Source organism: Kitasatospora sp. NPDC059817 (assembly GCF_042731835.1).
GTDB lineage: Bacteria > Actinomycetota > Actinomycetes > Streptomycetales > Streptomycetaceae > Kitasatospora.
In genome coordinates, this window is sequence record NZ_JBHWIR010000040.1 from 20,704 (window position 1) to 42,444 (window position 21,741).

18 protein-coding genes and 1 pseudogene are annotated in these 21,741 nt (G+C 73.6%); 17 read left to right on the forward strand and 2 right to left on the reverse strand.

Features of this window, described 5'->3' with window-relative positions:
• A pseudogene (locus tag ACFV61_RS11710) lies at nt 1–188 on the forward strand (hypothetical protein); the annotation flags it as partial.
• A gap of 31 nt (nt 189–219) precedes the next feature.
• Here the strand turns inward: ACFV61_RS11710 and ACFV61_RS11715 are convergent.
• Entirely contained in the window at nt 220–594 is a 375-nt protein-coding gene (locus tag ACFV61_RS11715) for an RNA-binding S4 domain-containing protein (RefSeq protein ID WP_063346848.1), read from the reverse strand.
• An 85-nt stretch (nt 595–679) separates the two neighbouring features.
• A complete protein-coding gene (locus ACFV61_RS11720; RefSeq protein WP_063346847.1) occupies nt 680–1,105 on the reverse strand; it encodes a VOC family protein in 426 nt (141 codons plus the stop codon).
• 82 nt (nt 1,106–1,187) lie between these two features.
• On the opposite strand from ACFV61_RS11720, the gene ACFV61_RS11725 reads away from it, so the two are divergent.
• The 16 genes from ACFV61_RS11725 (at nt 1,188) to cobT (ending at nt 21,710) form a co-directional block, all read left to right on the forward strand.
• A complete protein-coding gene (locus ACFV61_RS11725; RefSeq protein ID WP_380491355.1) occupies nt 1,188–2,390 on the forward strand; it encodes a methyltransferase in 1,203 nt (400 codons plus the stop codon).
• A 162-nt stretch (nt 2,391–2,552) separates the two neighbouring features.
• Nucleotides 2,553–3,581: an N-acetyl-gamma-glutamyl-phosphate reductase gene (gene argC / locus ACFV61_RS11730; RefSeq protein ID WP_063346845.1), complete on the forward strand. Its 1,029-nt coding sequence runs from the start codon at nt 2,553–2,555 to the stop codon at nt 3,579–3,581.
• 14 nt (nt 3,582–3,595) lie between these two features.
• Nucleotides 3,596–4,750, forward strand: a complete 1,155-nt coding sequence (argJ, locus tag ACFV61_RS11735) for a bifunctional glutamate N-acetyltransferase/amino-acid acetyltransferase ArgJ (RefSeq protein ID WP_063350978.1) — start codon at nt 3,596–3,598, stop codon at nt 4,748–4,750.
• 143 nt (nt 4,751–4,893) lie between these two features.
• Entirely contained in the window at nt 4,894–5,769 is an 876-nt protein-coding gene (gene argB / locus ACFV61_RS11740; protein ID WP_063350977.1) for an acetylglutamate kinase, read from the forward strand.
• A complete protein-coding gene (locus tag ACFV61_RS11745; protein WP_380491357.1) occupies nt 5,766–6,971 on the forward strand; it encodes an acetylornithine transaminase in 1,206 nt (401 codons plus the stop codon). The genes argB and ACFV61_RS11745 overlap by 4 nt, the downstream gene beginning before the upstream one ends.
• Before the next feature lie 23 nt (nt 6,972–6,994).
• Nucleotides 6,995–7,543: an arginine repressor gene (locus ACFV61_RS11750; RefSeq protein WP_063346843.1), complete on the forward strand. Its 549-nt coding sequence runs from the start codon at nt 6,995–6,997 to the stop codon at nt 7,541–7,543.
• Between the two features lie 182 nt (nt 7,544–7,725).
• On the forward strand, nt 7,726–8,919 hold the full coding sequence (locus ACFV61_RS11755) for an argininosuccinate synthase (protein WP_063346842.1): 1,194 nt from the start codon (nt 7,726–7,728) through the stop codon (nt 8,917–8,919).
• A gap of 44 nt (nt 8,920–8,963) precedes the next feature.
• Nucleotides 8,964–10,400, forward strand: coding sequence for an argininosuccinate lyase (gene argH, locus ACFV61_RS11760; RefSeq protein ID WP_363372855.1), 1,437 nt, complete (start codon nt 8,964–8,966; stop codon nt 10,398–10,400).
• Nucleotides 10,401–10,507: 107 nt separating this feature from the next.
• Entirely contained in the window at nt 10,508–10,765 is a 258-nt protein-coding gene (locus ACFV61_RS11765; protein WP_159398377.1) for a hypothetical protein, read from the forward strand.
• A gap of 442 nt (nt 10,766–11,207) precedes the next feature.
• Complete coding sequence (locus tag ACFV61_RS11770; RefSeq protein WP_063346839.1) at nt 11,208–11,711, forward strand: GNAT family N-acetyltransferase; 504 nt, start codon at nt 11,208–11,210, stop codon at nt 11,709–11,711.
• Nucleotides 11,712–12,290: 579 nt separating this feature from the next.
• Nucleotides 12,291–13,316: a methionine ABC transporter ATP-binding protein gene (locus ACFV61_RS11775; protein WP_380345277.1), complete on the forward strand. Its 1,026-nt coding sequence runs from the start codon at nt 12,291–12,293 to the stop codon at nt 13,314–13,316.
• Nucleotides 13,313–14,041, forward strand: a complete 729-nt coding sequence (locus ACFV61_RS11780) for a methionine ABC transporter permease (RefSeq protein WP_380425061.1) — start codon at nt 13,313–13,315, stop codon at nt 14,039–14,041. The genes ACFV61_RS11775 and ACFV61_RS11780 overlap by 4 nt, the downstream gene beginning before the upstream one ends.
• Before the next feature lie 58 nt (nt 14,042–14,099).
• Nucleotides 14,100–14,924 (forward strand): MetQ/NlpA family ABC transporter substrate-binding protein, encoded by an 825-nt coding sequence (locus ACFV61_RS11785; protein ID WP_063346836.1) that lies wholly within the window; start codon nt 14,100–14,102, stop codon nt 14,922–14,924.
• 198 nt (nt 14,925–15,122) lie between these two features.
• A complete protein-coding gene (locus ACFV61_RS11790) occupies nt 15,123–15,764 on the forward strand; it encodes a GNAT family N-acetyltransferase (protein ID WP_380491359.1) in 642 nt (213 codons plus the stop codon).
• A gap of 253 nt (nt 15,765–16,017) precedes the next feature.
• Nucleotides 16,018–17,283, forward strand: coding sequence for a precorrin-6y C5,15-methyltransferase (decarboxylating) subunit CbiE (gene cbiE, locus ACFV61_RS11795; protein WP_063346833.1), 1,266 nt, complete (start codon nt 16,018–16,020; stop codon nt 17,281–17,283).
• Nucleotides 17,284–17,819: 536 nt separating this feature from the next.
• Entirely contained in the window at nt 17,820–21,710 is a 3,891-nt protein-coding gene (cobT, locus tag ACFV61_RS11800; RefSeq protein WP_380491361.1) for a nicotinate-nucleotide--dimethylbenzimidazole phosphoribosyltransferase, read from the forward strand.
• The last annotated feature ends 31 nt before the right edge of the window (nt 21,711–21,741 follow it).

The following is a 21,741-nucleotide window of genomic DNA, read 5'->3' on the forward strand; positions in this document are numbered from 1 at the left end:
TAACCCCCCCGCGGAGCGGGCGGGAGCGCGCCCCGCCCGCCCCCGGCTGGGGGGTGGGCGGGCGCTACCCTAGCCCCCGGGGGCCCCCGCGGCCCGCCGGGGCGGGGCGGGCGGCCCCCCCCCTCGACCGGACGGTGGGCAACCTGGACGCGTTCCTCGCCAAGGTGCTCGCCGACACCGCGCGCTGACGGGACGCGCCGACACCGCGCGCTGAGGGGATCAGTGCCCGCGCAGCTGGTCGAGGTCGCGCCGCTCCCGCTTGGTCGGGCGACCGGCGCCCCGGTCCCGCTCGCCGGCCGTCGCGACGAGTTCGCGCGGCGGCCGCGGCGGGCTGTTGTCGATCAGGCAGTCCGCCGCCACCGTCGCGCCGACCCGCTTGCGGATGAGCTTCTGCACCACGACGACCCGCTCGTAGCCCTCCTCGCGGACCCGTACCTCGTCCCCGGGGCGCAGCGCCTGGGCCGGCTTGACCCGCTCGCCGTTCACCCGCACGTGTCCGGCCCGGCAGGCGGCGGCGGCCAGCGCCCGCGTCTTGGTGAGCCGGACCGACCAGATCCAGCTGTCCACCCGCACGCTTCCCTCGTGTTCAGCCATTCCTGGAGCCTACCCAAGCCGCCCGGCCCGAGCCCGAGCCCGGCCCGAGCCCGGCCCGAGCCCGCGCCCGAGCCCGCGGCGCCTGCTACGCCGCCTCCGGCACCATCCGGGCCGCCTGCGGAGCCTCCTGGACCGCCCAGCCGTTGCCGTCCGGGTCGTTGAAGAACACGAAGGAGTTCCACGCCTCGCCGTGCCCGTCCACCCGGCTGCCCGCCTCGAAGTGCTGGACCGGGCTGACCTCGACGCCCCGGGCCGCGAGTTCGGCGTGCGCCTTGTCGATGTTCGGTACCACCAGCTGCAGTCCCTTCACGGATCCGGGCGGCGCCCCGATGACCCCGGTGCCCACCACGATGGAGCACGTGGAGCCCGGGGGAGTCAGCTGGACGACCCGGACCCCGTCGCGCAACCGGGTGTCGTGGTCGACCGTGAAGCCGACCAGCTCCTCGTAGAACAGCTTCGCGCGGTCCACGTCCGACACCGGGACCACCACGACTTCGAGCTTCCAGTCCATCGCCCTCACCCCTCTCGGCCGGGCTCTTCCAGTATCCGTCGAAACGGTTCCCCGTCGGGCCGTCGGATAGCCTGAGAACACGATGAATCCCGAGATCACGCCCGCCGCGGCGACCCTGTTCAGCACGCCGTGGGGCGCCTTCGACCTCACCCGCTTCCCCGAGGACCCGCGTGAGCGGCTGCGGGCCTGGGACGCGGCCGACGAGTACCTGCTGCGCCACCTCGCGGGCGAGGCGGACAGCGCCGCCGGCACCGTGACCGACCTGGCCGGCCGCCGGATCGTCGTCCTGGGCGACCGCTGGGGCGCGTTGACCACCGCGCTGGCCGCCCACGAGCCGGTGCAGATCGTCGACTCCCACCTCGGCCGGCAGGCCACCCTGGCCAACCTGGCGCGGGCCGGCGCCACCGTCGACCCGGCCCGGCTGCTGACCACCCGGGACGCCCCGCCGGAGCGGATCGACGTCCTGCTGGTGCGCGTGCCCAAGAGCCTGGCCCTGCTGGAGGACCAGCTGCACCGGCTGGCCCCCGCCGTCCACCCGGGCACGGTGGTGGTCGGCGCCGGCATGGTCGCCGAGATCCACACCTCCACGCTCCAGCTCTTCGAGCGGATCCTCGGCCCGACCCGCACCTCGCTCGCCGCCCGCAAGGCCCGGCTGATCTTCTGCACCCCGGATCCGGCGCTGGATCCCGGCCCCAGCCCGTGGCCGCACCGCTACGCGCTGCCGCCGGACGTCGGAGCGGTGTCCGGGCGCACGGTGGTCAACCACGCCGGCACGTTCTGCGCCGAGCGCCTCGACATCGGCACCCGCTTCTTCCTCGGCCACCTGCCGACCCCGGCGCCCGGGGCCCGGGTGGTCGACCTGGGCTGCGGCAACGGCGTGGTCGGCACGGCCGCCGCGCTGGCCGGGCCGGGTGCGGAGCTGGTGTTCGTCGACGAGTCCCATCAGGCGGTGGCCTCGGCGGAGGAGACCTTCCGCGCCAATCTGGGCCCGGACGCCCGGGCGGAGTTCCTGACGGCCGACGCGCTGGCGCCGGAGGTGGCGCCCGCGGGCTCGGTGGACCTCGTCCTGAACAATCCGCCGTTCCACTCGCACCAGGCCACCACGGACGCCACCGCCTGGCGGATGTTCACCGGTGCCCGGCGGGCGCTGCGGCCGGGCGGGGAGCTGTGGGTGGTCGGCAACCGCCATCTCGGTTACCACGTCAAGCTGCGGCGTCTCTTCGGGAACTGCCAGCTGGTGGCGGGCAACCCCAAGTTCGTGGTGCTGCGCGCGGTCAAGCGGTAGTCCGGCGTCCGCCCGGTCGGTGGCGGGTCGGTCGCGGGCCGGTGGCGGCCCGGCCGGGCGGGCGCAGGGCGGTTTTCGGGCGTTCTTCGGGGTCCTGACCGCAGCTCCTTGCATGAATGTTCCGTGCTGCGTATATTCATGCCACAACAAAGGAGGAACGCCATGGCATTGCGAGTCGCCGTCGCCGGCGCGAGCGGATACGCGGGCGGCGAGGTGCTGCGTCTGCTGCTCGGCCACCCGGAGGTGGAGATCGGGGCGCTGACCGGCGGCTCGAACGCGGGCACCCGGCTGGGCGCGCTCCAGCCGCACCTGATCCCGCTCGCCGACCGCGTCCTCGAACCCACCACCCCCGAGGTGCTGGCCGGCCACGACGTGGTCTTCCTGGCGCTGCCGCACGGCCAGTCCGCCGCCGTCGCCGAGGCGCTCGGCGACAACGTCCTGGTGGTCGACTGCGGCGCCGACTTCCGGCTCCGCGCCGCCACCGACTGGGAGCAGTTCTACGGCTCCGCGCACGCCGGCACCTGGCCCTACGGCCTGCCCGAACTCCCCGGCCACCGGGCCGCGTTGAAGGGCAGCAACCGGATCGCCGTGCCCGGCTGCTACCCGACGGCCGTGTCCCTGGCGCTGTTCCCGGCATACGCGGCCGGGCTCGCCGAGCCGGAGGCCGTCGTGGTCGCCGCCTCCGGCACCTCCGGTGCGGGCAAGGCCGCCAAGACCCACCTGCTGGGCAGCGAGGTCATGGGCAACGTCAGCCCGTACGGCGTCGGCGGCGTGCACCGGCACACCCCGGAGATGGTGCAGAACCTCACCCCGGTCGCGGGCGAGCCCGTCACCGTCTCCTTCACGCCGACCCTCGTCCCGATGCCGCGCGGCATCCTCGCCACCTGCTCCGCCAAGGCGCGGCCCGGCGTGACCGCCGAGAGCCTGCGCGCCGCCTACACCGAGGCGTTCGCGGACGAGCCGTTCGTCCACCTGCTGCCCGAGGGGCAGTGGCCGCAGACCAGCAGCGTCTACGGCGCCAACACCGCCCTCGTCCAGGTCGCGCTGGACGCCACCGCCGGGCGGATCATCGCGATCAGCGCGATCGACAACCTCGTGAAGGGCACCGCGGGCGGCGCGGTGCAGAGCATGAACATCGCCCTGGGCCTGCCCGAGGAGCTGGGCCTCCCCGTGAACGGAGTCGCACCGTGAGCAACAGTACGAACGTGGGCGTGACGGCCGCCAAGGGCTTCCGGGCCGCCGGCGTGACCGCTGGCATCAAGGCCTCCGGCACCCCGGACCTCGCCCTGGTGGTCAACGACGGCCCCGCGCTCGCCGCCGCCGGCGTCTTCACCGCCAACCGGGTCAAGGCCGCGCCGGTCGTCTGGTCCGAGCAGGTCCTCAAGGGCGGCCAGGTGTCCGCCGTGGTCCTCAACTCCGGCGGCGCCAACGCCTGCACCGGCCCGCTCGGCTTCCAGGACACCCACACCACCGCGGAGAAGGTCGCCGAGGAGCTGGAGCTCAACGCCGGCGAGGTCGCCGTCGCCTCCACCGGCCTGATCGGCGAGCGCCTCCCGATGGATGTCCTGCTGCCCGGCGTCGCGCTGGCCGCCCGGGAGCTGAGCGCGACCGGCGGCGAGGCCGCCGCGATCGCCATCAAGACCACCGACACCGTGCACAAGACCGCCCAGGTCACCAGCCCGGCGGGCTGGACGGTCGGCGGCATGGCCAAGGGCGCGGGCATGCTCGCCCCGAGCCTGGCCACCATGCTGGTCGTGATCACCACCGACGCCGACCTGGACGCCGCCGCCCTGGACACCGCGCTGCGCGGCGCCACCCGCACCACCTTCGACCGGATCGACTCCGACGGCTGCATGTCCACCAACGACACCGTGCTGCTGCTGGCCTCGGCCGCCTCCGGCGTCGTCCCGGACGAGGCCGAGTTCGCCGAGGCGGTCCGCACCGTCAGCGCCGACCTGGCCCGCCAGCTGATCGCCGACGCCGAGGGCGCCAGCAAGGACATCCGGATCGACGTCACCGGCGCCGCCACCGAGCAGGAGGCCGTCGACGTCGCCCGGACGATCAGCCGAAACAACCTGCTCAAGTGCGCGATCCACGGCGAGGACCCCAACTGGGGCCGGGTGCTGGCCGCGATCGGCACCACCGACGCCGCCTTCGAGCCGGACCGGCTGGACGTGGCCATCAACGGCGTCTGGGTCTGCAAGGACGGCAGCGTCGGCGAGGACCGCACCCTGGTGGACATGGCCGGCCGCGAGGTCGTCATCACCGCGAACCTCAACGCCGGTACGGCGAGCGCCTCGTTGTGGACCAACGACCTCACCGCCGACTACGTCCACGAGAACAGCGCCTACTCGACCTGATGCCCGACAGGTGACGCGCGCCACCGATGCGCGACACCTGATCCGCGACACCCGATGCGCGACACCCGTTCGGACGAGGGACACCCGTGAAGATCGCACCCAAGGGCGAACAGGCCCGCAACAACACCGCGTTGCCCAAGGCGATGACGCTGATCGAGGCGCTGCCGTGGCTGGAGCGCTTCCACGGCAAGACCGTCGTGATCAAGTTCGGCGGCAACGCCATGGTGGACGAGAGCCTCAAGTCGGCCTTCGCCCAGGATGTCGTCTTCCTGCGCTACGCCGGCCTGCACCCCGTCGTGGTGCACGGCGGCGGCCCGCAGATCAGCGCCCAGCTGGAGCGGCTCGGCTTGGAGTCCAGCTTCACCAACGGCCTGCGGGTCACCACCCCCGAGACCATGGACGTGGTCCGGATGGTGCTGGCCGGCCAGGTGCAGCGCGAACTGGTCGGCCTGCTCAACGAGCACGGCCCGTTCGCCGTCGGCATGACCGGCGAGGACGCGCACACCATGACGGCGGTCAAGCGGTACGCGGTGGTGGACGGCGAGCAGGTCGACATCGGCCTGGTCGGCGACATCGTCAACATCGAGGCCGGCGCCGTGAAAGCGCTGATCGCCGACGGCCGGATCCCGGTCATCTCCTCGATCGCGCGCGGCGCCGACGGCCACGTCTACAACATCAACGCCGACACCGCCGCGGCCGCCCTGGCGGTCTCGCTGGGCGCCGAGATGCTGGTGGTCCTGACCGACGTCGAGGGCCTCTACGCGGACTGGCCGAACTCCGACGACGTGATCAGCCAACTCGCCGCGAGCGAGCTGGAGGAGCTGCTGCCGAGCCTGGCCAGCGGCATGCTCCCCAAGATGGAGGGCTGCCTGCGCGCCGTCCGCTCCGGGGTGGGCACCGCCCGCGTCCTGGACGGCCGGGTGCAGCACAGCCTGCTGCTGGAGATCTTCACCGACGAGGGCATCGGCACGATGGTCGTGCCGGACGACGAACAGACCGTGACCGGGGGACTGGCATGACCGCGAACGAGCAACTGACCGGCCGGTGGCAGCACGCCTTCACCGACAACTACGGCACCCCGCGGATCGCGCTGGTGCGCGGTGCGGGCGCCAAGCTCTGGGACGCCGACGGCAAGGAGTACACCGACCTGCTCGGCGGCATCGCCGTCAACGCCCTCGGCACCGCCCACCCGGCGGTCGTCGAGGCGGTCAGCCGGCAGATCGCCACCCTGGGCCACGTCTCCAACCTCTTCATGGCCGAGCCGACCATCGCCCTCGCCGAGCGGCTGCTGCGGCTGGACGGCCGGGAGGGCGGCCGGGTGTTCTTCTGCAACTCCGGCGCCGAGGCCAACGAGGCCGCGTTCAAGATCAGCCGCCGGACCGGCCGCACCCACCTGGTCGCCCTCCAGGGCGCCTTCCACGGCCGGACGATGGGCGCCCTCGCGCTCACCGGCCAGCCGGCCAAGCAGGAGCCGTTCCGCCCGCTGCCCGGCGACGTCACGCACGTCCCGTTCGGCGACGTCGAGGTGCTGCGCGCGGCCGTCACCACCGAGACCGCGGCGGTCTTCCTGGAGCCGATCCAGGGCGAGAACGGCGCCATCCCGCTGCCCGAGGGCTACCTGAGGGCGGCCCGCGAGATCACCCGGGCGACGGGCACCCTGCTGATCCTGGACGAGATCCAGACCGGCGTCGGCCGCACCGGGTACTGGTACGCCCACCAGGCCGTCGAGGGCGTCGAGCCGGACGTCGTCACCCTCGCCAAGGCGCTCGGCGGCGGGCTGCCGATGGGCGCGGTGCTGGCCTTCGGCGAGGCCGCCGAACTGCTCACCCCGGGCCAGCACGGCACCACCTTCGGCGGGAACCCGGTGGCCGCGGCGGCCGGGCTCGCGGTGCTGGACACCATCGAGTCCGAGGGCCTGCTGGAGCACGTCCGCAAGCTCGGCGAGCGGCTGCGCCAGGGCGTCGAGGCGATCGGCGACCCGCTGGTCTCACACGTGCGCGGCGCCGGACTGCTGCTCGGCATCGTGCTCACCGAGCCGGTGTCGGTGCGGGTGCAGGCCGCCGCGCAGGAGGCGGGCTTCCTGGTCAACGCGGCCGTCCCGGACGCCGTCCGGCTGGCCCCGCCGCTGGTGCTGACCGAGCAGGAGGCGGACGCCTTCCTCGCCGCTCTGCCGGGCGTCCTGCGGGCGGTGCGCGAGGGCGCCCCGGCCGATGCGAGCTGACCGTTGTCCGGGAGAATAACCACATGACCGTTTCCCACTCCGGCCCGTCCGCCGCAGGCCCGTCGCCGCAGGTGCCGCAGACCCGCACCGCGCGGCACCGGCGGATCGTGGACCTGCTCACCCGCCAGCCCGTGCGCTCGCAGAGCCAGCTCGCCAAGCTGCTCGCCGACGACGGACTCGTGGTCACCCAGGCGACCCTCTCCCGGGACCTGGACGAGCTGGGCGCGGTCAAGATCCGCAACCGGGACGGTGCGCTGATCTACGCCGTCCCGGCGGAGGGCGGCGACCGCACGCCGCGCGCGCCCATGGGCGAGTCGGCCAGCGAGGGCCGGATGGCCCGGCTGGCCGGCGAGCTGATGGTCTCCGCGACGGCCTCCGGCAACCTGGTGGTGCTGCGCACCCCTCCGGGGGCCGCGCAGTTCCTCGCCTCGGCGATCGACCAGGCGGAGGTGTTCGAGATCATCGGCACCATCGCCGGTGACGACACCGTCCTGCTGATCAGCCGGGACCCGGCGGGCGGCCAGGCGCTCGCCGACCACCTCATGCAACTCGCCCAGGCGAAGGCGCAGTAGCGCGCCACGACGCGATACCCCGACGCGTCACGACGCACAACGACGCGACACGACACGAAACCCCGACCGGTGGAGAACTTCCCCGGCCGGGGTTTTGTGTTTCATACGGAGTAGTGCATACTTATGCCTGTCGCCGTAAACCTGTACGGAAACCCTGTACGTAGAGCTGTAAGGAGAAAGCCGTGGCCGAGCGCGTCGTACTCGCCTACTCGGGCGGACTGGACACCTCCGTCTGCATCGGCTGGATCGCCGAGGAGACGGGCGCCGAGGTCATCGCCGTCGCCGTCGACGTCGGCCAGGGCGGCGAGGACCTGGAGGCGATCCGCCAGCGCGCGCTGGACTGCGGCGCCGTCGAGGCCGAGGTCGCTGACGCCCGCGACGAGTTCGCCGACGAGTACTGCCTCCCGGCGATCAAGGCCAACGCGCTCTACCAGGGCCAGTACCCGCTGGTCTCCGCGCTGTCCCGGCCGGTCATCGTCAAGCACCTGGCCGCCGCCGCCCGCAAGCACGGCGCCACCACCGTCGCGCACGGCTGCACCGGCAAGGGCAACGACCAGGTCCGGTTCGAGGTCGGCATCAACTCCCTGGCCCCCGGCCTGAAGTGCATCGCCCCGGTGCGCGACTACGCGATGACCCGGGACAAGGCGATCGCCTTCGCCGAGGCCAAGGGCCTGCCGATCGCCACCACCAAGAAGTCCCCGTACTCGATCGACCAGAACGTCTTCGGCCGGGCCGTCGAGACCGGCTTCCTGGAGGACATCTGGAACGCCCCGATCGAGGACGTCTACGACTACACCCAGGACCCGGCCGCCCCGCGCGAGGCCGACGAGGTGGTCATCACCTTCGACGCCGGCGTCCCGGTGGCGATCGACGGCCGCAAGGTCACCGTCCTCCAGGCCATCGAGGAGCTGAACAAGCGGGCCGGCGCCCAGGGCATCGGCCGGCTGGACATGGTCGAGGACCGGCTGGTCGGCATCAAGTCCCGGGAGATCTACGAGGCCCCCGGCGCGATCGCCCTGATCACCGCCCACCAGGCCCTGGAGAACGTCACCGTCGAGCGCGAACTCGCCCGCTACAAGCGGCAGGTGGAGCAGCGCTGGGCCGAACTCGTCTACGACGGCCTCTGGTTCTCCCCGCTCAAGCGCGCGCTGGACGGCTTCGTGAACGAGGCCAACCAGCACGTCACCGGCGAGATCCGGATGGTCCTGCACGGCGGCCGGGCCGTGGTCAACGGCCGCAAGTCCGACCAGTCGCTGTACGACTTCAACCTCGCCACCTACGACACCGGCGACACCTTCGACCAGTCGATGTCCAAGGGCTTCATCGAGATCTTCGGGATGTCCTCGAAGCTCGCCGCCCGCCGCGACCTCGCCTGATCCCCTCCCGTCCCCACCCCCCTTCCCTGTCAGGAGCCCACGCGATGTCCGCCGACCAGCACGCCGACCAGACCGCCGACGTCCGCCTCTGGGGCGCGCGCTTCGCCGACGGCCCGTCCGAGGCGCTGGCCAGGCTCTCCGCCTCGGTCCACTTCGACTGGCGCCTCGCGCCGTACGACATCGCCGGCTCCAAGGCCCACGCCCGGGTCCTGCACAAGGCCGGCCTGCTCTCCGACGACGAGCTCGCCGCGATGCTGGCCGGCCTCGACCAGCTGCTCGCCGACGTCCAGGCGGGCACCTTCACCGGGACCGTCGCCGACGAGGACGTGCACACCGCCCTGGAGCGCGGCCTGCTGGAGCGCCTCGGCGCCGACCTCGGCGGCAAGCTGCGGGCCGGGCGCTCGCGCAACGACCAGATCGCCACCCTGTTCCGGATGTACCTGCGGGACCACGCCAAGACCATCGGCGCCCTGGTGCTCGACCTCCAGCACGCCCTGGTCGGCCTCGCCGAGGCGCACCCGGACACCGCGATGCCGGGGCGCACGCACCTCCAGCACGCCCAGCCCGTCCTCTTCGCCCACCACGTCCTCGCGCACGTGCAGGCCCTCGGCCGGGACGCCGAGCGGCTGCGCCAGTGGGACGTCCGCACCGCCGTCTCCCCGTACGGCTCCGGGGCGCTGGCCGGCTCCTCGCTCGGCCTCGACCCGCAGGCCGTCGCCGCCGACCTCGGCTTCGAGGGCGGCTCGGTCGGCAACTCCATCGACGGCACGGCCTCGCGCGACTTCGTCGCCGAGTTCGCGTTCGTGACCGCGATGATCGGCATCAACCTCTCCCGGATCGCGGAGGAGGTGATCATCTGGAACACCAAGGAGTTCGGCTTCATCACGCTGCACGACGCCTTCTCCACCGGTTCCTCGATCATGCCGCAGAAGAAGAACCCGGACATCGCCGAGCTCGCCCGGGGCAAGTCCGGCCGGCTGATCGGCAACCTGACCGGCCTGCTGGCCACCCTCAAGGCCCTGCCGCTCGCCTACAACCGGGACCTCCAGGAGGACAAGGAGCCGGTGTTCGACTCCTGCGACACGCTGGAGGTGCTGCTGCCCGCGTTCACCGGGATGATGGCCACCCTCACCGTGCACCGGGAGCGGCTGGAGGAGCTGGCCCCGGCCGGCTTCTCGCTCGCCACCGACATCGCCGAGTGGCTGGTCAGGCAGGGCGTGCCGTTCCGGGTCGCGCACGAGGTGGCCGGCGCCTGCGTCAAGGTCTGCGAGGCCGAGGGCATCGAGCTGTCCGACCTGACGGACGAGCAGTTCGCGGCGATCTCGGTGCACCTGACGCCCGAGGTCCGGTCGGTGCTCAGCGTGCACGGCGCCATCGCCTCGCGCAACGGGCGCGGCGGCACCGCGCCGTCGGCGGTGGCGGTCCAGCTCGCCGAGGTGAAGGCGGACCTGGCGCGGCAGCAGGAGTGGATCCAGGGCTGACCGCCGGTCTGCGGGGGAGGGGCGTGACGGTCCGACCGTCGCGCCCCTCCGGCGTCCGCACCCCCGGTCGGGCGTAACCCGGCCCGCCCCGGCCCGTCATGCACGGTGTGTGCACTACCCTTCCGCCCGTCCCCTCCGCCGAGGACGTCTTCCTCGCCGAACGCCGCCGCCGCGTGGTCCGCGAGACCGTGGCCGGCCTGCCGGGCCGCTGCCCCGAGCTGGTCGCCGCCCTCGCCGAGGATCCGCCGCCGACCTACCGGGAGCTCTCCGAACGCCTCGGCATGCCGCGCGGCTCGATCGGGCCGACCCGCTCCCGCTGCCTCGCCTGCCTGCGGATCCTCCTCCATGCCGAGCGGTACCCGTGAGCCGCTGGTGACGCTCCGCATGCGGATCACCCCGGAGGCGGCTCCGCCCGGGTGACGCTCCGCACGCCCGGCCGCCGCGTGACCCTCGCCACGTCGAGCCGTCGCCGCCCCCGGCCACGCCCCGCGCGCGGCGCCCACCAGCCGCCCCACCACCCGCCCCGCCCCCGCGTGACCCTCGCCACGTCGAACGCCCGGAAGGTTGAGAGCAGCTGACACGCGGGTAGAGCGCTGGCGAACGTAGCTCTTGACGGTGCCGCGATCGCTCGGATACTGAGCGTGAGCGCGTCGCCGTCGACCCGGGCACTTCCGGGCCGCGCGGCTGGTACGTTCGTGCGCCACCCCCGGTCAGGGCAGATCCCCGGCCGGGACATCTCCGGCAGGGCATCCGGTGCGGCACCCTCACGTTTGCGCGCCGGGCACGACGATGGGGAGGCCCCAGCACATGGGCATGAGCGTGATCATCTCGGCGGCGGACGCCGAGGACGCGGAGCAGATCCTCAAGCTCCAGTACCTCGGCTACCAGCCCGAGGCGGAGCTGTACGGCGACTGGGCGATCGAGCCCCTGACGCAGAGCCTGGAGAGCCTGCGCGCCGAACTGTCCGGGCAGTACGTCCTGGTCGCCCGGCTGGGCGACGAGGTGGTCGGCACCGTCCGTGGTCACGTCGACGCCGAGGGCGTCGGCCGGATAGGGCGCCTGGTCGTCCACCCGAGGATGCAGCGGCACGGCCTGGGCGGCCGGCTGCTGGACGCGCTGGAGCGCCGCCTCGCCGAGGACGGCCGTCCGGTGACCTCCTACCGCCTGTTCACCGGCCACCGCAGCCTCGGCAACCTGCGGCTGTACACCCGCCTGGGCTACCGGCAGTCCGCGGTCGAGCCGGTCACCGACCGGCTCAGCCTGGTGCACCTGGAGAAGCCCGCCGTGGTGTCGCTCGCCGCGACCGCCTGAGCCCTCCGCCCGTTCCGGCCCGCACGGCGCCGCCACCATCCGGACACTCCGGTGGCGGCGCCGAGCCGTATCGTCGCTGGTGGCGGCGTCGGGTGTCCGCATTGCGGACATCACATCCAAGTAATTGGGTCCAAATCGACCCATCTGATTTACTGGCTCACATGACTGCGACGACGAAATGGACCCCCACCGGCACCCTGCCGGCAGGTGAGCGCGCCATGTGCCGTCGAATGTGTCACCGCTGAGGGCCACCGCCCCCGGCACCCGGTTGAGGGTGCCCCCACCTCGCGCCCCGAAGCGAGACCCGGCGTCGTTCCCGTCCGTGCGAGCGCGCCCAGCCTGCCACACCCCTTCTCCCCGCCTGCCCACCCATGGGCGGGTGGTCGTCCACGACGACTCGTGCCCGTGACTCGCGCCCGATGACTCGTAAGGGCCACGCCGTCGCGCGGCCCGGCCGCGCAGCGGCCACGATCAAGAGGTGGCAGGTCCGGATCCCCCTGGCGAAGCGCCGTGCACGTCGCCGACCGCACCCCGGTCGGGCGGCCGCCCGCCGCCCGCCCCCGACCCACGGAAGCAGCTGTGATCACCACCACGGACCTCACGAAGGTCTACCGCTCCCGAGGCCGCGAGGTGAGCGCCCTCGCCGGCGTCGACCTGCACGTCCGCCCTGGCGAGGTCTACGGAGTCGTCGGCACCAGCGGCGCCGGCAAGTCCACCCTCATCCGCTGCGTGAACATGCTGGAGCGTCCGACCTCCGGCACCGTCACGGTGGACGGGGTCGAGCTGACCGCGCTGTCCGGCGGCGAGAACCGGGCCGGCCGGGAACTGCGGGAGGCGCGGCGCCGGATCGGCATGGTCTTCCAGCACTTCAACCTGCTCTCCTCGCGGACCGTCCAGCAGAACGTCGAGCTCCCGCTGGAGATCATCGGACTGGACCGCACCCAGCGCCGCCGCAAGGCCGCCGAACTGCTCGACCTGGTCGGCCTCGGCGACAAGGCCCGCAGCTACCCCAACCAGCTCTCCGGCGGCCAGAAGCAGCGCGTCGGCATCGCCCGGGCCCTGGCCGGCGACCCCAAGGTGCTGCTCTCCGACGAGGCCACCTCGGCGCTCGACCCGGAGACCACCCGTTCGATCCTCAAGCTGCTGCGCGACCTCAACCAGCAGCTCGGCCTCACCGTCCTGCTGATCACCCACGAGATGGACGTCATCAAGTCCGTCTGCGACTCCGCGGCCCTGATGCGCGGTGGCCGGGTGGTCGAGTCCGGCAGGCTGACCGACCTGCTGGCCGAGCCCGGCTCCGAGCTGGCCCGCGAGCTGTTCCCGCTCAGCGAGTTCGGCACCGGCCACCCCGGCTCGACCGTGCTGGAGATCACCTTCCAGGGCGACTCCTCGGCCCAGCCCTTCGTCTCCCAGCTGGCCCGCACCTACCAGATCGACATCAACATCCTCGGCGCCGCGGTGGAGACCATCGCCGGCCGGATGGTCGGCCGGATGCGGGTCGAGCTCTCCGGCGGCCACCAGGACAACGTGGTGCCGATCGGCTACCTGCGCGAGCAGGGCCTGCAGGTGGACGTACTGGGCGCGGTGGACGGAGCGGTGGCATGACCTGGGACCAGATGTGGGCCCTGATGGGGCCCGCCACGCAGGAGACCTTCCAGATGGTCGGCGTCTCCACGGCCGTCACCGTGCTGCTCGGCCTGCCGCTGGGCATCCTGCTGGTGCTGACCGACAAGGGCGGGCTGCTGGCCAACCGGGCCGTCAACAAGTCGATCGCCTTCGTGGTGAACATCGCCCGCTCGGTGCCGTTCATCATCCTGATGATCGCGCTGATCTCCTTCACCCGCTGGCTGGTCGGCACCTCCATCGGCTGGCAGGCGGCGACCGTGCCGCTCACCATCGGCGCCATCCCGTTCTTCGCCCGCCTGGTCGAGACCTCCGTCCGCGAGGTCGACCGCGGCCTGGTCGAGGCCGTCCAGGCGATGGGCGGCAGCACCTGGACGATCGTCCGCAAGACGCTGCTCCCGGAGGCGCTGCCCGGCATCGCCGCCTCGGTGACCACCACGATCATCACGCTGATCAGCTACTCCGCGATGGCCGGCACGGTCGGCGGCGGCGGCCTCGGCACGCTCGCCGTCAACTACGGCTACCAGCGCTTCGAGACCGCCTTCATGTGGGTCATCGTGGCCGAGCTGGTGATCCTCGTCACCGCCGTCCAGCTGATCGGCGACTTCGCCGTCCGGCGCCTCGCCAACCGCGGCGGCACCGGCGGCCGGACCCGCCTGCTGGGCCGCGCGCCGGCCGCCCCCGACGAGGACCTCGTCGCCCCCTAGACCTCCCGGGTCCGACACCGGACCACGGCTCCCCGTATCACGCAGAAAGGCACTTTTCGTGCGCAACGCCCTGAAGTTCACCAGCATCCTCGCCACCGCCGGCATCGCCCTCTCGCTGGCCGCGTGCGGCAGCTCCGGGTCCTCCTCCTCGGACCCGAACGCGCCGCTCAAGGTCATCGCCAGCCCCACCCCGCACGGGCAGATCCTCAAGTACGTCAAGGACAACCTCGCGGCCAAGGCGGGCCTCAAGCTCGACATCAAGGAGGTCACCGACTACGTGACCCCCAACACGGCGGTGCAGGACGGTTCGGCCGACGCCAACTACTTCCAGCACGTCCCGTACCTGGAGGACTTCAACAAGAAGCACGGCACCGACATCGTCTCGGTCGAGCCCGTGCACCTGGAGCCGCTCGGCGTCTACTCCAAGAAGGTCAAGTCGATCGCCGACCTGCCGGACGGCGCCACCGTCGGCCTGCCCAACGACGCCACCAACGAGGGCCGCGCGCTCAAGCTGCTCGCCGACAACAAGCTCATCACGCTGAAGGACGGCGTCACCACCGCCGCCACCCCGGCCGACGTGACGGGCAACCCGAAGAACCTCAAGTGGAAGGAGCTGGAGGCCGCCCAGCTGCCCCGCTCCATCGCCGACCTCGACGCCGCCGTCATCAACGGCAACTACGCGCTCGACTCCGGCCTGAAGCCCGCCACCGACGCGCTGGTGCTGGAGAAGGCCGAGGGCAACCCGTACGCCAACATCCTCGCCGTGAAGAAGGGCAAGGAGAACGACCCGCGCGTGAAGAAGCTGGCCGAGCTGCTGCACTCCGACGAGGTCAAGAAGTACATCGACGACACCTTCCAGGGCTCGGTCATCCCGGCCTTCTGAGCCGCGGTCCGATCCACGCCCTGATCCCGACCGGGCCCCCGCCGCACCTCGGCGGGGGCCCGGTCGGGCAGGATGCACCCGGGGCGCCCTGGTCGGCGGCGTTCTGACGTACCGTCGTGCGGGCGGCGCACCGCGTGACACCCGGGGCACGGAGGGGGCGTACGGTGTTGTGTTCACGACCCGGCGAGGAGAGACGGCATGGCAGCGAGCTTCCCCGAGACCGCCATCAGCACCGAACGGCTTCTGCTGCGGCCCCTTGCGGAGGACGACGCGCCCGGCCTGGCCACGATGATGGCGGACGAACTCGTCCTGGCCTGGACCGATCTGCCGCACCCCTTCACCGAGGCGTACGCGACCGAACTCGCCCGCACCCTCGCCCCCGCCCACCGGGCCGCCGGCCGCGGCATCGTCTTCGCCGTCACCGAGCACCTCACCCAGCGTCTGGTCGGCCTGGTCGAACTGCGCAACACCGACTGGCGCCTGCGCAGCACCGAGATCTCCTACGTCACCGCCTCCTGGGCCCGCGGCGAGGGCTACGCGCCCGAGGCCGTCCTCGGCGTCAGCCAGTGGCTGTTCGAGGACCGCGACTTCCTGCGCCTGGAACTGCGCACCGCCGCCGGGAACACCGCCGCCCAGCAGGTCGCCCAGAAGATCGGCGGCATCAGCGAGGGCGTGCTGCGCAGCGCCTGGATAGTCCGGGGCGAGTCCGGCGAGGCCGCGGTGGAGAGCCGCAGCGACCTCATCCTGTGGAGCCTGCTCCCGGAGGACCTGGACGCGCCCGAGCCCGAGCCGCAGCGGGGCGGCTGGCACGGCGACCAGCGCTACGTGCTGCGCGACTGAGCCGCCCCGATCGCGCGAGCCGCCTGTACCGCCCGAGCCGTTTGAGCCGCCTGAGCAGCCGATCCGCCGGCGGCTCGTCACGGACATGTGTACGAGATGTCGGCGCCGAGGGGATCACACCCGGTAGCCTCTGCACCGGCGCCGCACATCGGCGCGGTTTGTCGGCGCACCGAGTCGCACACCGGGTGACACCACAGGGACACCCCGGGGCGCAGGCCGGTCCGCGCACCGAGTCGAGGGAGAACGGCCGCAGATGGCTGACCGGATCACGGTCATCGGGTGGGACGGCACGCCGCTGACCGAGGCCGCCGGCGCGGCCCTCGCCGCAGCGACCCTGGTGGCCGGCGCCCCCTACCAACTGAACGCCCTCCCGGTGCCGGACGCCGCCGAGCGGATCACCCTCGGCAACGTCCGGCAGGCCGCCCGGCGGATCGCCGAGCACCGCGGCGCCGCCGTCGTGGTCGCCGAGGGCGACCCGGGCTTCTTCGGCGTCGTGCGCGCGCTGCGCCGCCCCGAGTACGGCCTCGAACTGGAAGTCCTGCCCGCCGTCTCCTCGGTCGCCGCCGCCTTCGCCCGGGCCGGCATGCCCTGGGAGGACGCCCAGGTGGTCAGCGCCCACGGCGGACGGCTGCGCCGCGCGGCCAACATCTGCCGGGCCCACCCCAAGGTCGCGGTGCTGACCGCGCCCGGCGCGGGGCCGAGCGAACTGGCCCTCATGCTGCGCGGGGTGCACCGGACCTTCGTGGTCTGCGAGGCCCTCGGCACCCCGGACGAGGACGTCACCGTCCTCACCTCCGACCGGATCGCCGACCACGTGTGGCGCGACCCCAACGTGGTGCTGGTGATCGGAGGCCACGGCGGTCCCCAGGCCGGCGGGGTCGACACGGAGGCCGGCTGGCTGGCAGGGCGCCCGGTCGGCTTCCCCGGCGCGGACCGCGGCTGGGCGCTCCCCGGTGACGCCTACGCGGGCGCCGGGCGCGCGGGGGACGAGCCCGGCGCATCGGAGGCGCTCCCCGCGCACGTGCGCGCCCTGGTGCTGGCCCGTCTGGGTGCTCGTCCGGGGGATCTGGTCTGGTCGGTCGGCGCGGGCAGCGGCGCCCTCGCGGTGGAGGCGGCCCGCTTCGGCGCCGCCGTGGTCGCGGTCGAGGCGTCCCGCTCGGCCTGCGCCGGGTTGGCGGTGAACGCGCGCCGGTACGGCGTCGAGGTGGAGACCGTGCACGGGCAGGGCCCCGAGGTGCTGGGCGGCCTGCCCGAGCCGGATGTGGCGGTGGTGGAGTCCGGCGGCCTCGACGTGGTGCGCGCGGTGCTGGCCCGCCGTCCTGAGCGGTTCGTCGCGGTGCCCCGGACCCTCGCGGAGGGGGAGCAGATCCACCGGGCGATCGCCGAGGCCGGCTACCGGGCGGACGGTGTGCTGCTGCAGTCCACTCCGCTGTCGGCCGCCGGTGGCGCCGGTGGCGGGCTGGTTCTGGGGGCGGGTGGAACCGGCGTGCTGCTGCTCTGGGGTGAGCAGATCGCGTGAAGGACCGGGGTGCGTCCTGTGGATTCGACCTGATCCGCCGGGCGCATTCTGGTCCCGCGCTGTGCTGCTGAGGGGTCGTGGTGGGGCCGGGCGGTGATCCAGGTCGCATCCGGACACCGATTCGAGAGGTGACCGTGCTGGGCCGGTAGTGTGGCGTCCTGGGCGGCTGCGGCGGTCGGCGACCCACCCGATTCAGTCGGTTTGTCGCCTTTTTGACGTGGTGCAATCCGGTTTTGCTCGGAGTGTGGGCAATTCGACGGGCCGCGTGCCGGACCTGGAGAATGCCGTAGGGTCCGGTGCGGTCGTGCCGGTTGCTCCGGGTTGTCGTTGTTTCAGATGGTGCACCGCCCGGTGTGGGCGGTGCGCAGGCCGGGGTGCCGCAGTGCGCCGGAAAGACTTGGGCCGCAGCGCCTCGGCGCGGCGGCCGCGTGTGGTTGAGGGACGGGCCGGTGCAGGCCCGGCCCGTGCGGATGGGCGCTGCGGTCGGTGATCGTGTCGCCAAGGGCGCGGCAGCGGCCTGGAAGGAGCGTTTGACAATGACCGATGGCGGCCACGTCCCGGGCGAGGGATTGCCGGAGCACCTGAACGCCGGGCCGGACACGCTCGGCGGACCGGAGGGCGTCGCGGGCGTTGCACCCCTCCAGGGCGTCGCGACGGACGGCGGCGTGATCCCGAACCCGACGGCGCCGGGCCACGGCCCGGCCGGTGGTGCGATGCCCCCCGGCGCGGGTGTCATCCCGCCGCAGGGCCAGCCGCTGGGCGCGTCCGGCTTCGCCGTACCGGCCCCCGGCCTGTCGGCTCCCGGCGCACCGGCTCCCGGTGTGCCCGGTGAGGGCTGGGGGATCGACCCGGGCGCCCCGCGTCCGGCTTTCCACTTCCTCGACCAGGACGACGAGGACGACGTCCTGCTGATGCCCGGTCCGCAGGGCTCCTGGGGCGAGCCGCTGGCGCCCCTCCCGACCGAGCAGACGCCGCTCGCGCCGCAGCAGGACGGCACGCCGGTCGAGCCTTCGTGGCCGCCGCTGGAGCCGCCGGCGCTCGGCGCCGAGCAGGCGCAGCAGCCGTTCCACGCCGCCCCGGCGCACCCGCAGGCCACGGAGGCGATGACGGCCGCTCAGCCGCCGCGCCGCCCGCTGCACGCAGGCCCGCCGATCCCGGACCCGTCGCTGATGACCGGCCAGGTCCCGGTGCGCTCGCTCGCCGACCGCGGCCCGTCGCAGGGCGGCACGCCCGCGCACGGCATCCCGGTGGTCGGCCGGCCGCCGATGGCCGAGGCCGTCGCCCCGGCGCCGGCCGCCGCGCCGCAGGCCGTTCCGGCAGCGCCCGCGCCTTCGGTGGCGCCGGCGGTTCCCGCGACGGAGGCCCAGGAGTTCCAGCAGGTGCCGCTGGCCTCGCACCCGGTCGAGGCCCAGCTGGCCGTCGAGACGGTCGGGGCGATCGAGGTGATCGAGGTCGTCGAACTGCCGGAGGCCGTCGTCGTCGCCGAGGCCGTGGTGGACGCGGCGCAGGCCGCAGTGGCCGAGCCGGTCCCGGCGGAGTCCGGCCAGCCGGTCGTCGACCCGAGCGGCACGCCCCTCGCCGGGGCCGTGGTGACGGCGCCCGCAGAGGTGCCGGTCGAGATCGCCGTCGAGCCCGTCGCCGAGGTTGGCGTCGAGGCCGCCGCGCAGGCCGCGCCCGCGGAGCAGGCCGAGGCCCCCGCCCCGGCCGGCCCGCCGCGGCGCATCTCCGCATTCCTCGCCGCGCCCACCGGTCTGCCTCCGGTCGCGGCGGCCGCGCAGGCCCCGGTGGCCGAGGAGGCCGCTCCGCAGCAGCCCGCTCCCATAGCGGCCGAGGAGCCGGCCGAGGAGCCGATCCAGGCCGCCCCGCCCGTCGAGGCCGCTGGAGCGGTCGAGTCCGGCGAGCCCGCCGAGGCCGTGGCGCCCGCGCCGGAGGCGGTCGTCGAGCCCGTCGTCGAAACGGTCGTCGAGGCGGTCGCCGAGACCGCCGCCGGCACGGGCGAGATGCCCTCCGGCCAGGCCGTCGTCGAGCCCGTCGAGCCTGCCGTCGAGGTCGCTGCCGAGCCCGTTGTCGAGCCCGCCGAGGGCGAGCAGCCGCAGGAGGCCGCGCCGGTCGTGGACCAGGCCGTCGAGGCCCCGGTCGAGCCGGTCGTCGAGCCCGTCGTCGAGCCTGAGACCGAGGCCACCGCAGCGGAGACCGCGCCGCAGCCGGTCGCGGACGCCACCCCGGTCACCGAGGCTGCCGACGCCACCGAGCCCGTTGCCGCAACCGCGGAGACCATCGAGACCGCCGCCGAGCCGGTCGCCGAGACCGCCCCGGCCACCCCGGAGGACCAGACCCAGCCCGTCACCGAGCCGGCCGCAGAGTCCGCCGAACAGGCCCCCGCCGCCGAGGCCCCCACCGTCGAGCCCGTGGCCGCCGAGTCCGTCGCCGAGGAGGCCGCCACACCGGAGGCCCCCGCCGCCGACCAGGCCGCTGACGCGTCCGTGGCAGCCGAGGCCCCCGCCGCCGAGCAGCAGCCTGCCGAGCCTGCCGAGCCTGCCGAGCAGGCCGCCGAGCCGCAGACGGAGGCGTCGACGGAGGAGCCGGCGGAGGCGCCGACGGAGGACCAGGCGGAGCAGCCCGCCGAGGAAGCGCCGGCCGAGGAGCAGGCCGAGGAGCCGGCCGAGCCCCGCGGCCCGGCCGCGCCCGGCTTCGGCGAGGCCGAACGCGAGGCCGTCCACCAGGTGATCCGCGAGCGCCGCGACATCCGCAACGGCTTCCGCCCGGACCCGATCCCGCACGAGGTGCTGATCCGCGTCCTGGAGGCCGCCCACACCGCGCCCAGCGTCGGCTACTCCCAGCCCTGGGACTTCGTGGTGATCCGCTCGGCCAAGACCCGCCGGCGGATGCACGCCCTGGCCGAGCGCCAGCGCGAGGTGTACGCGGACTCGCTGCCCAAGGGCCGGGCCAAGCAGTTCAAGGAAATCAAGATCGAGGCCATCCTCGAGACGCCGGTCAACATCGTGGTGACCGCCGACCGCACCCGCGGCGGCCGGCACACGCTGGGCCGGCACACCCAGCCCCAGATGGCCCCGTACTCGGCCGCGCTGGCGGTCGAGAACCTCTGGCTGGCCGCCCGCGCCGAGGGCCTGGGCGTCGGCTGGGTGAGCTTCTTCGACGACGAGGAGCTGGTCCGCGAGCTCGGCCTGCCCGAGCACCTGGAGGTCGTCGCCTACCTGTGCGTCGGCTTCGTCGACTCCTTCCCGGACGAGCCCGAGCTGGAGCAGCAGGGCTGGGCCAAGAAGCGCCCGCTGTCCTGGGTGGTCCACGAGGAGCAGTACGGCAACCGCGCGCTGCCCGGCGAGGAGCCGCAGAGCCTGCTCGCCGAGACCCTGCGCGGCATCCGCCCGCTGGACGCCAAGGCGCTCGGCGAGGCCTGGGACCGGCAGAAGCGGATGACGAAGCCGGCCGGCTCGCTCGGCATGCTGGAGATCATCTCCGCCCAGCTGTGCGGCCTGTCCCGCAAGTGCCCGCCGCCGATCCCGGAGCCCGCCTGCGTGGCGATCTTCGCGGGTGACCACGGCGTGCACGCGCAGGGCGTCAGCCCGTGGCCGCAGGAGGTGACCGCCCAGATGGTCGGCAACTTCCTGGCCGGGGGAGCGGTGATCAACTCCTTCGCCAAGCAGATCGGCACCGAGGTCTGCGTGGTCGACGTCGGCGTCGCCGCCGAACTGCCGGAGGCCATCCAGCAGGGCCGCACCACCGGCCTGCTGCCGCGCAAGGTCAAGCCCGGCACCGCCGACATGACCCAGGGTCCGGCGATGACCCGCGAGGAGGCCCTCAAGGCCATCGAGGTCGGTATCGAGACCGCCCGCGACCTCGTCGCGGCGGGCAACAAGGCGCTGGTCACCGGCGACATGGGGATCGCCAACACCACCGCCTCGGCCGCCCTGATCTCGGTGTTCACCGGCCTCGACCCGGCCGAGGTCACCGGCCGCGGCACCGGCATCGACGACGAGACGCACGCCCGCAAGATCGAGGTCATCCGGGCCGCACTGGCCCTGCACCGGCCTGACCCGGCCGACCCGATCGGCGTCCTCGCCGCCGTCGGCGGCCTGGAGCACGCGGCCCTGGCCGGCTTCCTGCTGGGCGCGGCCTCGCTGCGCACCCCGGTGGTCCTGGACGGCGTCATCGCGGGTTCGGCCGCGCTGGCGGCCAAGGCGATCGCCCCCGAGGTGCTGGCGGCCTGCATCGCCGGCCACCGCTCCGCCGAGCCCGGCCACCAGGCCGCGCTGGCGAAGCTGGGCCTGCGTCCGCTGATCGACCTGGACCTGCGGCTCGGCGAGGGCACCGGTGCCCTGCTGGCCCTGCCGCTGGTGCAGAGCGCGGCCCGGGCGATGCACGATGTAGCCACCTTCGACTCCGCCGGGGTCACCGAGAAGGGCTGACGTCCTCCGTCACCACTCCGCGGACCGGCCC

Excerpts from the sequence above, each read along its gene's own strand:
- ACFV61_RS11715 (WP_063346848.1), bottom strand. The coding sequence starts at position 594 with ATGGCTGAACACGAGGGAAGCGTGCGGGTGGACAGCTGGATCTGGTCG.
- ACFV61_RS11720 (WP_063346847.1), bottom strand. The coding sequence starts at position 1,105 with ATGGACTGGAAGCTCGAAGTCGTGGTGGTCCCGGTGTCGGACGTGGAC.
- ACFV61_RS11725 (WP_380491355.1), top strand. The coding sequence starts at position 1,188 with ATGAATCCCGAGATCACGCCCGCCGCGGCGACCCTGTTCAGCACGCCG.
- argC (WP_063346845.1), top strand. The coding sequence starts at position 2,553 with ATGGCATTGCGAGTCGCCGTCGCCGGCGCGAGCGGATACGCGGGCGGC.
- argB (WP_063350977.1), top strand. The coding sequence starts at position 4,894 with ATGACGCTGATCGAGGCGCTGCCGTGGCTGGAGCGCTTCCACGGCAAG.
- ACFV61_RS11745 (WP_380491357.1), top strand. The coding sequence starts at position 5,766 with ATGACCGCGAACGAGCAACTGACCGGCCGGTGGCAGCACGCCTTCACC.
- ACFV61_RS11750 (WP_063346843.1), top strand. The coding sequence starts at position 6,995 with ATGACCGTTTCCCACTCCGGCCCGTCCGCCGCAGGCCCGTCGCCGCAG.
- argH (WP_363372855.1), top strand. The coding sequence starts at position 8,964 with ATGTCCGCCGACCAGCACGCCGACCAGACCGCCGACGTCCGCCTCTGG.
- ACFV61_RS11770 (WP_063346839.1), top strand. The coding sequence starts at position 11,208 with ATGGGCATGAGCGTGATCATCTCGGCGGCGGACGCCGAGGACGCGGAG.
- ACFV61_RS11780 (WP_380425061.1), top strand. The coding sequence starts at position 13,313 with ATGACCTGGGACCAGATGTGGGCCCTGATGGGGCCCGCCACGCAGGAG.
- ACFV61_RS11790 (WP_380491359.1), top strand. The coding sequence starts at position 15,123 with ATGGCAGCGAGCTTCCCCGAGACCGCCATCAGCACCGAACGGCTTCTG.
- cbiE (WP_063346833.1), top strand. The coding sequence starts at position 16,018 with ATGGCTGACCGGATCACGGTCATCGGGTGGGACGGCACGCCGCTGACC.
- cobT (WP_380491361.1), top strand. The coding sequence starts at position 17,820 with ATGACCGATGGCGGCCACGTCCCGGGCGAGGGATTGCCGGAGCACCTG.